Annotated in this window: 11 protein-coding genes; 5 read left to right on the top strand and 6 right to left on the bottom strand. The window is 61.5% G+C overall.

Annotation, left to right across the window (positions count from 1 at the left end; genetic code table 11):
• Positions 1-108: 108 nt before the first annotated feature.
• Together VF436_RS09200 and VF436_RS09195 are read right to left on the bottom strand one after the other, a co-directional pair.
• Positions 109-1,269 (bottom strand): alginate lyase family protein, encoded by a 1,161-nt coding sequence (locus tag VF436_RS09200; RefSeq protein WP_330903714.1) that lies wholly within the window; start codon positions 1,267-1,269, stop codon positions 109-111.
• 186 nt (positions 1,270-1,455) lie between these two features.
• Positions 1,456-4,164: a M1 family metallopeptidase gene (locus VF436_RS09195; protein WP_330903713.1), complete on the bottom strand. Its 2,709-nt coding sequence runs from the start codon at positions 4,162-4,164 to the stop codon at positions 1,456-1,458.
• 328 nt (positions 4,165-4,492) lie between these two features.
• On the opposite strand from VF436_RS09195, the gene oxyR reads away from it, so the two are divergent.
• Positions 4,493-5,434 carry a DNA-binding transcriptional regulator OxyR gene (oxyR, locus tag VF436_RS09190; RefSeq protein ID WP_330903712.1) on the top strand — a complete coding sequence of 314 codons (942 nt, stop codon included), beginning with the start codon at positions 4,493-4,495 and terminating at the stop codon, positions 5,432-5,434.
• Positions 5,435-5,464: 30 nt separating this feature from the next.
• Here the strand turns inward: oxyR and msrA are convergent, their stop codons facing one another.
• From msrA to VF436_RS09170, 4 genes are all read right to left on the bottom strand, one after another.
• Positions 5,465-6,118, bottom strand: coding sequence for a peptide-methionine (S)-S-oxide reductase MsrA (gene msrA / locus VF436_RS09185; RefSeq protein WP_330903711.1), 654 nt, complete (start codon positions 6,116-6,118; stop codon positions 5,465-5,467).
• 60 nt (positions 6,119-6,178) lie between these two features.
• Positions 6,179-6,709 carry an adenine phosphoribosyltransferase gene (locus tag VF436_RS09180; protein ID WP_330903710.1) on the bottom strand — a complete coding sequence of 177 codons (531 nt, stop codon included), beginning with the start codon at positions 6,707-6,709 and terminating at the stop codon, positions 6,179-6,181.
• Between the two features lie 32 nt (positions 6,710-6,741).
• Positions 6,742-7,887, bottom strand: coding sequence for a DUF3103 family protein (locus VF436_RS09175; protein ID WP_330903709.1), 1,146 nt, complete (start codon positions 7,885-7,887; stop codon positions 6,742-6,744).
• 237 nt (positions 7,888-8,124) lie between these two features.
• Positions 8,125-8,394 carry a DUF2007 domain-containing protein gene (locus VF436_RS09170; RefSeq protein ID WP_330903708.1) on the bottom strand — a complete coding sequence of 90 codons (270 nt, stop codon included), beginning with the start codon at positions 8,392-8,394 and terminating at the stop codon, positions 8,125-8,127.
• Positions 8,395-8,593: 199 nt separating this feature from the next.
• Between VF436_RS09170 and VF436_RS09165 the strand changes: the two genes are divergently transcribed.
• The 4 genes from VF436_RS09165 to VF436_RS09150 all read left to right on the top strand — a co-directional run bounded on the left by VF436_RS09165 (position 8,594) and on the right by VF436_RS09150 (position 11,964).
• On the top strand, positions 8,594-8,836 hold the full coding sequence (locus tag VF436_RS09165) for a hypothetical protein (protein WP_330903707.1): 243 nt from the start codon (positions 8,594-8,596) through the stop codon (positions 8,834-8,836).
• Positions 8,837-8,914: 78 nt separating this feature from the next.
• Complete coding sequence (locus VF436_RS09160) at positions 8,915-10,687, top strand: glutamine--tRNA ligase/YqeY domain fusion protein (RefSeq protein WP_330903706.1); 1,773 nt, start codon at positions 8,915-8,917, stop codon at positions 10,685-10,687.
• Positions 10,688-10,690: 3 nt separating this feature from the next.
• On the top strand, positions 10,691-11,248 hold the full coding sequence (locus VF436_RS09155) for a nucleoside deaminase (protein ID WP_330903705.1): 558 nt from the start codon (positions 10,691-10,693) through the stop codon (positions 11,246-11,248).
• Positions 11,245-11,964, top strand: a complete 720-nt coding sequence (locus VF436_RS09150) for a TVP38/TMEM64 family protein (RefSeq protein WP_330903704.1) — start codon at positions 11,245-11,247, stop codon at positions 11,962-11,964. The genes VF436_RS09155 and VF436_RS09150 overlap by 4 nt, the downstream gene beginning before the upstream one ends.
• Positions 11,965-12,125 lie beyond the last annotated feature (161 nt).

Genomic DNA, 12,125 nt, shown 5'->3' with positions numbered 1-12,125 from the left:
GAGATTGAACGCGGCGACGACCACAATGGGGTTAACCGGTCAAATCCATGGTGTCGTCCACGGGAGGCCAACTGGATGCGGGGGCTCATGGCCCCCGCGAGTCGGCAATTACTCGGCACCAGTTCCGGTGTCGGCGTGAGTCAACGTTTCCCACAAGTAATGGAAATGCCCCGTCGTCGGGCGACGCGGCAGCAGCCAGGAGGCCGTCTGCGGCAGAGACTCCCCGAGACGATTGGCATAATGATTGAAGCCCACCTCAAGCGTGCCGGTAAGGTCACCTACAAGCTTGCCCGCGCAGATGCTGTTGGGCACTACCGGATCGTTCTTGAGTCTTGCGTGATATTCCATGGCCGCCTTCAATCGATCAGCGCCACGGCTATACAGATCCACGCCCTGGATACGTGCCGTCTCGGCGGCATTAATAAAAGCTGCCAAGCCATAAGCCGTGTGCTCAAGATCGCGACAGGTCTCCTGCCCATGACCGTCAAAAAATACCTTCTGCCCGAACCAGTCTGCTATCAATGCATCTCCCTGCTTGGGACAGGCTGGATGGCTCTGTGGCAAGGCGCCATCCCTGGCGAGGTAGATCGTACTTTTAAGACGCCCTTCCCAGTCTTCAACGGCCTCATCAAAAAGCGCAGCATCATCCAGGAACACGGCGATATTCATACGGGCCTCAATCGCACTAGCCTGCCAGTTCATGACGTGGCAGGCGGACATCTTGCGTGTATCGGGCAAGTATTGTTCGCGTAACATGCGCTCGAATCGCTCAATATCACCGGGGGCCCATAACGACGTGGTGTGTCGCACCAGTTCGGCCGAACGCGGCCACAACTCCGCGGCCCAGGACGACTGCAAACCTGCGTTGGTCAAGGTATGGCCACCCGTGAGTGTCGATGACCAGGCATTCATGATTTCGATCGCTTTTGCCGCATGCCGCTCATCACCGAGATAAGCCCATAGAAGCGCATGCGTGTAAGCCGCTTGTGCATCGCGCGTTTCGTCGGTGCAGCCCAGGTCCGGCTTCGAGAACGGACCACACTCCACGGTATGACGAGGGGTCGGCAAGTAGTCGAGCCTGGCCAGGTCCGATTGCGCCAGCTTGCTCAGCGCAGCGGTGGTGACGTCATGCGAGGCGGCGATATTGCGCCGCACTGCATCGATCTGCGTGTTATCGAGAAAAATACCCGGATGCGTGAACGCACCTTCCCTGGCCGATGCGCTCTGCATGCCGATGCATGCGAGGGCGAGCACTATCCATTGCTTCATGTTGATCATCCTGTGAAATCGCGCCGGAATGACGCAAAGACGACGATAGCCAGGCAGCCGCATGAGCTCGTGGAGTCGCCAACAGACGGGCAAAATCCATCCACGATCTCACAAACATTTCAGCATTTTCTCTCGAATAAAGCAGGGCGGCTCAAGGCCGCCCTGCTGCGTAACCCAGGACCCTGCTCAGCGCGTGATGGCCGCTGGGTCCTGCTTGGCCTTCAACGCCGCGCACAACAAGGTATTCTCACGTGTCTGCGCCAGGCCACGCTCGGCGCCCGTGACCTGCTTGAGCCGTGGCTGAAAGAACGATTGCAGGCGATCGGCGTCGGCCTGTGAACAACCACCACCGCCCATCAAGGCCGGCAGGCGACCGCCAGCAAAACTGCCAGTGCGCGCCACGATCTTGTCGTAGTTACTGACAGACCAGTTCCAAATCGCATCGCGGCTGGCCTGCGTATCGCGGTTGCCGCGCAACAACGCCGCCATCTCGCCCACCTTGACGTCCTTGGTGAGGGCAAAATTGCGCACGCGCTCGGCATCAGCCGGGTCTTTTACCTCGGACAAGCCAGCGAGCATGGCGTTGCGAAGCGCTGGATCGGAGGTCTTGGGGAACTGTGCCATCAGCGCATCGAGTGCCGGCTTGCCACGCTCCTGCACGGCCACGCCAAGCGACGCGCCAAGCAGGTCCTGGTCCGCGGCGGCAAAATCAAGGCTGCCATCGGAGCGGGTCTTGAGCGCGGCATCGCCTTGCTTGAGCAAAGCCGCACGCACTTCCGGCACCTTGTAGTCGAGCGCCAGCGTATCGGCGAGCGTGCTACGCAACAGCGAATCGCTATCGGGCTCACCGGCCTTGCGCGAATAACCGAGCTGCTTCATGCGCGGCAGGTAGGCGCTCTTGACCCAGGCCACAACCTTCGCCCTCTGGGCGTCGTTGACGGCTTCGTTCTGGTAGATCCAGGCAATCTGCGTAAGCGGTGCCGTGGATACTTCGCTAGTCTTTGCGGCGGTCAAGGGCTTGAGTGCGACAAGCACGTCGCCGGCATCGAGATCGCCACGACGGAAGGCCGCGCCGACCGCGTCGCCATAGGCCAGTTGCTCGGCGTCGTCGAGCTTGCCGATCTGCTTGCCCAGCGTGGTCAGGCTCGCCTTATCCATGCCGAAACGGTAGTAGCCCGAGCCGTTGGCGTTGGGCATGACCCAGGTGTTCTTCGACGCGTCGGCCAGCACCATGGAACCTTCCTTCTGGCTCAGCAACTCGCACTGCACCTTGCTGCCGCCCGTGCTGGCATAACGCACGCACACGGGTACCCCCCATACGCGATCAGCGTCGCCGGCGCTGCCCAGCGGCAGGTAACGACTCTGGCTCAGGTGCAATACCGTCTTGCCGCCTTCCTGCGCCAGGCGTGTCTGCACGTAAGGTACGCCGGACTGGTTCAGGAAGCTGCGGAATGCTGCCTTGAATTCATCACCCTTCCCCGCCGCTTTGGCAATCGCATCGATCAGGTCGTCGGCGGTAGCGTTACCGAACTTGTGCTGCTGGATGTAGGCCCGCATGCCCTGCTGGAACACCGGCTCGGTGACGTAACCCTCGAACATACCCAGGACGCTCGCGCCCTTCTGGTAGGTAATGCCGTCGAAAGCGGTTTCGATATCACCGTTGCCGGTGATTTCCTGGCGGATCTTGCGCGCCGTGACCAAGCTGTCGTTGTTCATGGCGCCTTGGGCGCCGCGCACGCGATCAAGATCGGCGCGATACTCCGGATGCACCTTCTGCGTCACCTTCTGTTGCATCCAGGTGGCAAAGGCCTCGTTGAGCCACAGGTCATCCCACCAGCCCATGGTCACCGTGTCGCCCGTCCACTGGTGGGCCAGCTCATGCGCGGTCACATTGAACGAACCACGGACGTAATTGGCAGCCGAATCCTTGTCCAGCAAAAGCAACCAGTCGCGGAATGTCACCAAACCTGGATTCTCCATCGCACCGGCCGAAAAGTCCGGCGCGGCGAGCAGGTCGAGCTTGTCCCACGGATAACCAAAGCCGTAGTAATCCTCCAGCGTGTGAATGATCGAGGGCGTCTCACCAAGCACGTGCTCCATGCGATGTCCCTCGCCCTTGGCGGCTACGCCACGCAGCTCGGTGACGTGATCGCGGTACTGCGTGGGCGAGATGTCCGGCCCTTTGACGATATCCCAGGGACCTACGCCGAATGCCACCAGATAGGTCGGCAGCGGCTTGGTCTGTGAAAAGGTCAACGTCTTCCATCCATCGCCAGCCGGCTGTTCGTTCACCTGCCGCGTATTGGCCACGCCCACTTCATCGTCGGGAATGGTCAGGCTGATGTTGAACGGCGTCTTGAATGAAGGCTCATCGAAACCCGGAAATGCGTAACGCGCGCTGATGGGTTCCATCTGCGTCATCGCATACGGCTGGTTCTCGTGGCTGACCTTGTAAAGTCCCTGCAACTGCTGGTTGAGCGGCGCGGTGTAGTCGATGGTCAAGCTCAGCTCTTGCGGCTTGAGCTCGGTGCCGAACTCGATCTTGACCAATCCTTCATCGGGCGCCGCCTCCACGTACTTTGCGTTGTATTTCTTGCCCTTGGCATCCGTCACGACGACCTTGGCGACCTTCAGCTCGCGACCGTGCATCCACAGATGATCGGAGGCCTGAGTCAGGTTGATCTTGATCACTGTACTGCCTGAAAAATCCTGTTGGCGCGGATCGACCTTGAAACTCAACTGGTACGACTCGGGCATGGCCCAGCGCGGCAGCTTGCCGTGCGGCTGGTCCGAAGCGGTCACGGCGGCGATCTTCTGTGGGTGCGAAGCGGCGAATGCCGAGCCGCAGCAGACGGCAAGCAAGGTAAGCGCGAGGGGACGGGCGAATGGTCGCATGGCGTAGGGTCCGGGGCTGAAACGAGCCGTCACGCTAGGAGCAGCATGACTTCAGACACAGTGCCATAAGGCATGGGCCCAGGCTCACCGTGGGGGCGAGCGTCGCCTGACGCGTCCTGAAAAAAAACCGATAGCGCCACAAGGGTCGCTACCGGTTCTGGTGCACGCGCCCTGGCGGGGGAGGGGTGGCGCGTGCGCGTCGGGCGGAGCCTCTGATTGCCAGAGTGACCGCGTCCCGACGAGGCGAAAGATACGCTGCGCCAAACCATTGCTCAAATTGATTGTTAATATGATAATGATAGCCAAAGCCTATGAGATAGCCCGCCCCATGAACTTGCGCGATCTGCATTACCTTGTCGCCCTCGCCGAACACCGCCATTTCGGCCGCGCAGCGGAGGCCAGCTTCGTCAGCCAACCCACGCTATCCACCCAGATCAAGAAACTGGAGGACGAACTGGGCGTTGCATTGGTCGAGCGTACGCCGCGCAAAGTGTTGCTGACTGAAACAGGGCGCGAAATTGCGCGTCGCGCGCGCGGCGTACTTTCCGAAATCGACGAGATCAAGGCCATCGCGCAACGCACACGCGATCCGGAATCGGGCTCATTGCGCCTGGGCGTCTTTCCTACCCTCGGGCCATATCTGCTGCCGCATCTGGTGCCGCTGGTACGTAACCGCTTCCCTCGCTTGGAACTCCTGCTCGTCGAGGAAAAGACCGAACAAGTCATCCGCATGTTGCGCGAGGGTTCTCTGGACGCTGGCGTGCTGGCGCTCCCGCTCCATGAGGACAGCCTGCACAGCGAATTTCTGTTCGAAGAGCCTTTCGTGCTCGCCGTGCCGGACGAGCACCCGCTGGCGCAGAAAAAACATCGCCTGAAACTGGCCGATCTTGAGGACGAAAGCCTGTTACTGCTGGAGGATGGGCATTGCATGCGCGATCAGGCGCTGGAGGTCTGTCACCTGGCCGGCGCGGGGGAGAAATCAGGGTTTCGTGCGACCAGCTTGGAGACCCTGCGTCAGATGGTGGCGGCCAACGTGGGTATTACGTTGTTGCCCACGCTTGCGATCAAGCCGCCGGTGGCCCGCACGGACAACGTTCACCTGCTGGAATTCTCCGGTCACGCCCCGAGTCGCCGCCTGGCCCTGGTATGGCGCAAGAGCTCGTCCATGACCACTTTCCTCAAGCGCTTTGCCGACGTGATCCGCAGCCTGCCACCGGAGTTGCTGCAGCCACAGGTCGATAGCCCACGCGTACAACGCACGAAGGCCTGATCGTCTCCGATCAAGCCTTCGCGCTGCAGATCAGCCCGCGCCGAGCCCGATTGGGCAGCTCACGCCGGTACCGCCAAGGCCACAATAGCCATCCGGATGCTTGGACAGGTATTGCTGGTGCTCGTCTTCGGCCAGGTAATACGGACCGGCCAGCGCTATTTCCGTGGTGATGGCACCGTAGCCTGAACCAGTAAGCTGGGCCTGATAGGTCTTGGCCGAAGCCTCCGCCGTGGCCAGTTGCGCCGGGGTGCCTAGATAGATCGCGGAGCGATACTGGGTGCCTACATCGTTACCTTGGCGCATGCCCTGGGTTGGATCGTGGCTTTCCCAGAACGTGCGCAGCAACGCCTCCAGGCTGACCGTAGCCGGATCATAGACTACCCGCACCACCTCCGAATGCCCGGTCTGCCCCGAACACACCTCGCGATACGTCGGATTAGGCGTGTAGCCACCGGCGTAACCTACCGACGTGGTGTAGACGCCCGGGATATTCCAGAACTTACGCTCAGCGCCCCAGAAGCAGCCCATGCCGACCACCAGCACTTCGCTGCCGGGAAAAGCGTCGGGCGACAATGAGCGCCCCGTGACGTGATGCGAATGCATCGGATGAATGGCTGTTTCACGGCCAGGTAATGCATCCTGCGGTTGTGGCATGCGTTGTTTCCACGCACCGATTCCAAGCATGGCAGCCTCCAAGAATCAGGGATCGACAGTAAAACGATGTAGTACCGTCAACCGCGAATTTCAATAACGCAGCAGCGCGTGCAGCGTCACCTCACCCTGCCACCGCGAACGGCCCTGCAAGGCGGCCAGTTCGATCACCACGCTGGCACCGCATACGATGCCACCGAGTTTTTCGACCAGTTGGCGACCGGCCGCAAGCGTGCCCCCGGTCGCCAGCACGTCGTCGACCAGCAATACTCTTTCGCCGGGACGCAGCGCATCGTTACGTGCCTGCAAGCGATCGGTGCCGTATTCGAGTTCATACTCGACCGTGACCACCGGCGGCGGCAATTTGTTCGGCTTGCGAAGCGGGACGAAGCCTGCGTGAAGCTTTTGCGCCAATGCAGCGCCAAAGATGAAGCCGCGCGACTCAATGCCACAAACGGCCTGGATGCCACTGCCCTGCCAGGGTTCGGCAAGCGCATCGATACAGCGGGCGAAACCGCCCGCATCGGCCAGCAGCGGTGTAATGTCACGAAACACAACGCCCGACTTGGGAAAGTCGGGCACCGTGCGAATCAGGTTTTCGAAAGAGACGATGCCAGGAGCCATGCATGGATGGTATCAGGCTCCAATCGGCATACCTATGGTGTAGCGTTCGCCTGCACAGGAAGCGTCAGCGGTGTCATGGTGACTGTCGCGTTGCCTGAAGCGCCCACGTGATTGACGTAATGCTGCCCTTTCCGTACCAGGTAAAACGAGTCGACGTAATCATTGTCGTTCAACCACCACGAATCGGGCGTTGCCTTGAGAATGGCATCGGCAATCTTGGGAATGAAGGAATACTCCGGTACCGTGCTACCCAGTATGTCCTCCACGCCCTTCAGCACGGCGGCGAGGATATCTTTGTAATTAGCCTCATCGTCCTGCTCCATCAACTGGATATTGGCTGCCCCCAATCCGAAGTTACGCCAGTAGATCAAGTCCTGGCCGGGTGTGTACTGGGTAGCGTCGTAGTCGAGATACGGCATGTCGACCAGTTCGATGGATGGTTTGGAAAGATCCGGCGCCAAACCCGATACCAGGGCAAAAACCTCCGCACTGCCGGATACCCATGGCTCCTGATCGTCCTTCAGCTCGATCATGTCGAGTGAAGTGATCTCCACGGGATTTTCCTGCCTTACCGATGCCATCAGGCCTCGTGCACGCAACCCATCGTTGACCAGACGCAGGCCCGCACGCAAGTCTTTGGCACCATCAATATCGAATACAAGCACGGGAAAATCCGGCGCACGATGCGCATCCAGCACATGCTGGTGACCTTCCCGGTCAAAAGCCTGCACGACCGTCCAGTCTCGCTGCTTGCCGGCCGGTTCATAGGCAACCAGCAGGTCTTTTGCGTTCGCAGGCAAGACGGCGCCCTTGGGCAGGTAAAGGCGAACGCCCAGAAGGCTACCCGCCAAGTCGTCATGCCCCTTGAGATGCTTGGCCCTGATATCCATGCCCTGCAACCGATTCGTCAAGGCGCTGCGACCATGGCGCTGGCTATAGCCAGCAAGCAGGGACTGCAAAGGCAAAGTGGCGCCGTCCTGGCTACCTGCCTTGCGTAGTTGCGCTTGCAAGGTCGCAGTAAAGTCGTCATCGGAGAGCAGCGAGGCGATATCACGCGCGCCGTCACGCTTGATATCCGTCATGGGCGAGGTGGCCGACCAGGCGACAGAGCAAGGAATGGCAACCAGCAGGCCAATGGCCATCGCCATACGGGATAAGGGTTTGTTGTTGTTTTTCATGACTCCTCCGTAAGTGGATCGGCGCATCCATGCGCGCCGTATGCCATCGATCAGCATGGCGTGATGATGGCTTTCAACGAATGGTTGCAAAGCCGGCATGCAACGATGAGGTCGGCCATCTTCGCCTGACCATCAGTCAGGCCCGGCATGCCGGTCAGACAACTCGTACAGCTACATCAACTGTGACGTAGGGGTCCTGGAAGAGGAATGACAGGGCACCTGCCTTTCAGCGCAGGATCAACACAGGCCCGGCTGGCCGCAGCCGTCGGCTGTCCAGAGCGCCTCGCGCGCCTCTGCCAACTGCAGCTCCACCTCGCGCACGATCGATTCGGCAGCCGGTAGATGTACGTCAGCCACCATCACCGCGACGTAGTCCATCGCTGGCAGTTGACCCACTGCACCGATGAGGTATTCGCCGCTGATGAACGCCCGTATGTCGGCGCGCTCCAATGCGTCCTTGACCAGATGGGCATCGATGAGGTTCTGGGCTCGGTAGGCAATTCGCATGGTTGGCACGCTAACCGGTCAGTCGGATGCCGGCAAGCAATCACTCCATTACTTGCCTAGGCAAGTAATAGCGTACTAATTTAACATTGATGGACGATATAGCCCGCTTTCGCATGCGCTTCACCACCATGCTCCCCGCCCCTAGCCGTCGGTGGATGCGACTGGGCGCCTGCTGCACGATGCCTCATGATGGGCTGGCATGCGGCAGCACGAGCTTGGTCACGCAACACCCGCGCCAGTGCGCCACCGCCTGCTCGCCGACGTGGTGAGCCTGGATGCCGATCGCACGCGCGCCGCCACGGCGGCATCCGCCAAGGCGGACAGTGCGGTTTCACAAGCCCAAATCGCCTTGTTTCTTGGGCGGGGTGGCGGCCGGCAGCAAGGCCCGGCAATAGCACTTGGCAAGGGCCGCCCAGGCGCTTGGGGCAGGGTCATCGGATGAACGAGCGGCGCCGGGATCGTCAAATCCGCCAGACCGGGTAGAATCCGGCGTTTCCGCTACAAGACCCGAGTTTTGTCGATGTCGACCGAATCTTCACTGGCCCCACCGTCCGCAACCACTGCCACGCCATCCGGCGAGAGCCAACCGCGCGACTTCATTCGCCAGATCATTCGCGACGACCTGTCCACGGGCAAGCACCACGCGATCCGCACGCGATTCCCACCCGAGCCCAACGGTTACCTTCACATCGGCCACGCCAAGGCGATCTGCCTGAATTTCGGTATCGCCGCCGAATTCATCGGCTGGTGTAACCTGCGCCTGGACGACACCAATCCGGGCAAGGAAGACCCCGAGTTCGTCGAAGGCATCAAGGACGACGTCCGTTGGCTGGGCTACGAATGGCACGACCTGCGCCACGCCTCGGACTATTTCGAAGTGTTCTATCGCGGCGCGCTCAAGCTGATCGAGGATGGCCACGCGTACGTGGATGATCTCAGCGCCGAAGACATGCGCCAGTACCGTGGCACATTGACCGAGCCCGGCCGCAACTCGCCGTACCGTGATCGCCCGGTGGCCGAGAACCTGGAGCTATTCAAGCGCATGCGCGCCGGCGAATTCGCCGACGGCAGCAAGACGCTTCGCGCGAAGATCGACATGACCTCGGGCAACATGAACATGCGTGACCCGGCGATCTATCGCATCCGCAAGATCGCCCACCAGAACACCGGTGATGCGTGGCCGATCTATCCGATGTATGACTATGCGCACTGCCTTTCCGATGCGCTGGAAGGCATCACGCATTCGCTGTGCACGCTGGAATTCGAGGATCATCGCCCGCTTTACGACTGGTTCGTCGCCAAGGTGGATCTGGCCAACCATCCTGAGTTGTGGCAGCACCTGCACGATGCCGGGTTCCAGACCGAACCGGCCACGCCGCGTCAGATCGAATTCTCGCGCCTGAACCTGAGCTACTCGATCACCAGCAAGCGCAAGCTGGCGCAACTGGTTGCCGAAAAGCACGTCGACGGCTGGGACGATCCGCGCATGAATACCCTGCGCGGCCTGCGTCGCCGTGGTTTCACGCCAGCGGGTATCCGCCTGTTGATCGAGCGCCTGGGCATCAGCAAGCAGAACAGCGTGATCGACTACGCCATCTTCGAGAACTGCGTGCGCGAGGACCTCGATGCCCACGCACCCCGCCGCATGGCCGTGCTCGATCCGCTGAAGCTGACGATCACCAACCTGCCTGCCGGCCACGAGGAAGTGCTGCTGTTCTCCAATCATCCCAAGGACGAAAGCTTCGGCTCGCGCCAGGTGCCGTTCTCGCCCGAGCTGTGGATCGAGCGTGAGGACTTCGCCGAAGTGCCGCCCAAGGGCTTCCACCGTCTCAAACCGGAAGGCGAGGTGCGCCTGCGCGGCGTGGGGATCGTCAAGTGCGACGAGCTCGTCAAGGACGCCGACGGCAACGTAGTCGAACTGCGCTGCACGCTCGATCTGGAATCGCGTTCGGGCATGCCCGGCGCCGATCGCAAGGTCAAAGGTACCATCCACTGGGTAAGTGCCCGTCATGCGGTCGCAGCCGAGGTTCGTTTGTACGACCGCCTGTTCAACGTGCCCGCCCCAGACGACGAAGCCGACGGCAAGACCTGGATCGAGCACATTAACCCGGACGCCAAGCGCGTAGTTCAGGGCTGGGTGGAACCGGAGGCCGCCGCTGCAGCACCGGAACAGCGCTATCAGTTCGAGCGCCTGGGTTATTTCGTGGCCGATCGCATCGACCATCGCAGCGAGGCACCGGTGTTCAATCGCGCGGTAACCCTGCGCGATACCTGGGCCCGGCAGGCGGGCTGATTGATGCTACCGATCCAGATTCACCTGACCTTGCCCCCGTGGCTGGACGAAGTGGCCGACGAATCGCGCCGCTACGTCACCGATGAAGAACGCATCACCTTGGCCATCGCATTGTCCCGACGCAACGTCGATGCGGGCACCGGCGGTCCGTTCGGCGCGGCGGTATTCGACGAGCAAGGGCGCCTGATTGCCGCTGCCGCCAATCGTGTAGTGCCGCAGACCTGTTCGGTCGCGCATGCGGAAATGCTCGCCTACATGGCGGCGCAGCAGCGCCTGTCGCGCTATCGCCTGAACGAGGGCGGTGGCCGCTACACCTTGGCCACCAGTGCCCAGCCTTGCTGCCAGTGCTTCGGCGCCACGGTCTGGGCCGGCATTGACGAATTACTCATCGGTGCGCGCGCTGAAGACGTGGAGGAACTGACCGAGTTTGACGAAGGACCGCTGCCGGCCGATTGGGTCGGTGAGCTCGAACGCCGTGGCATCACGGTGCGCCGCGACATACTGCGTAACGAGGCGCGCGCCGTGCTGGCCCATTACGGCCAGATCGGACCGAACTATTGAGCCGGTTGCGCGCCGCGCTGCCTCTCATCCTGCTGGTGCTGGCCGGCCTCGCGCTGTTCGGCTCGGGCTTGCTGGATCGATTGCATCCTGAGCAACTGGTCGCGCACCAGGACCAGCTGCGCGCCGAGATCGACAGCGCTCCGTGGGTCAGCCGCATCGCCTACATCGGCCTGCTGACCCTGGCAATGGCCACGGGCATTCCCGGCACCATCGTGGTGATCTTCGCCGGCGGGTTCGCATTCGGTGTCGTCGAGGCGACCCTGTATTCGTCGATCGGCGTCACGCTCGGCTCGTTGATTCTCTACTTGGCCAGCCGCTATGCCTTTGGCTCGGGCAGCCGGCATCCGCCGGCCATCGTGGAGAAACTCCAGCACGGCTTCGCGCACCATCCGGTGAGCTATACGCTGTTCCTGCGCTTCGTACCGGTCGTGCCATTCGGCCTGGTGACCGTCAGCCTGGCCTGGCTGCGCTGTCCGTTGTGGTTGTTCATCGGCGCTACCTTCCTGGGTGGCACGGTGATGTTGATCTTTGAAACGTCGGTGGGCGCGGGCCTCAGCACCGCCATCAGCCATAGTGGCAAGATTGGCCCGAGCCTGCTGCTCAGCCACGAAGTACTGCTCCCCCTTGGCGGCTTGGCACTGCTCGCGCTGGTGCCGCTACTGATACAGCGAGTGGCAGGCCTTATGAGGCAGCGCCGCGCCTTGCGAGGCGAGTAAGCGTCGGTGGAGGATGGGTAGCGGGGGCGCCCAAACCGGCCACCGAGCCCCCCATCAAGGCTGGCGACAAAGTGCGCGTACGTCTCCTCGCCCCTCAGACGTACGCGCTTGCGCCCCACCGCCCTCCCCCTATCCTGATGGTCACGCGCCTACCCCCAACG

Origin of the sequence: Dyella sp. (assembly GCF_036384435.1) — a bacterium.
In the GTDB taxonomy this organism is placed as follows: domain Bacteria; phylum Pseudomonadota; class Gammaproteobacteria; order Xanthomonadales; family Rhodanobacteraceae; genus GSA-30.
The sequence above is the reverse complement of the archived record's forward strand: the minus strand, read 5'-3'. Positions and strand labels throughout refer to the sequence as shown.

Excerpts from the sequence above, each read along its gene's own strand:
- VF436_RS09175 (WP_330903709.1), bottom strand. The coding sequence starts at position 7,887 with ATGAAAAACAACAACAAACCCTTATCCCGTATGGCGATGGCCATTGGC.
- VF436_RS09155 (WP_330903705.1), top strand. The coding sequence starts at position 10,691 with ATGCTACCGATCCAGATTCACCTGACCTTGCCCCCGTGGCTGGACGAA.
- VF436_RS09180 (WP_330903710.1), bottom strand. The coding sequence starts at position 6,709 with ATGGCTCCTGGCATCGTCTCTTTCGAAAACCTGATTCGCACGGTGCCC.
- VF436_RS09200 (WP_330903714.1), bottom strand. The coding sequence starts at position 1,269 with ATGAAGCAATGGATAGTGCTCGCCCTCGCATGCATCGGCATGCAGAGC.
- msrA (WP_330903711.1), bottom strand. The coding sequence starts at position 6,118 with ATGCTTGGAATCGGTGCGTGGAAACAACGCATGCCACAACCGCAGGAT.
- VF436_RS09160 (WP_330903706.1), top strand. The coding sequence starts at position 8,915 with ATGTCGACCGAATCTTCACTGGCCCCACCGTCCGCAACCACTGCCACG.
- VF436_RS09195 (WP_330903713.1), bottom strand. The coding sequence starts at position 4,164 with ATGCGACCATTCGCCCGTCCCCTCGCGCTTACCTTGCTTGCCGTCTGC.
- VF436_RS09165 (WP_330903707.1), top strand. The coding sequence starts at position 8,594 with ATGCGGCAGCACGAGCTTGGTCACGCAACACCCGCGCCAGTGCGCCAC.
- VF436_RS09170 (WP_330903708.1), bottom strand. The coding sequence starts at position 8,394 with ATGCGAATTGCCTACCGAGCCCAGAACCTCATCGATGCCCATCTGGTC.
- oxyR (WP_330903712.1), top strand. The coding sequence starts at position 4,493 with ATGAACTTGCGCGATCTGCATTACCTTGTCGCCCTCGCCGAACACCGC.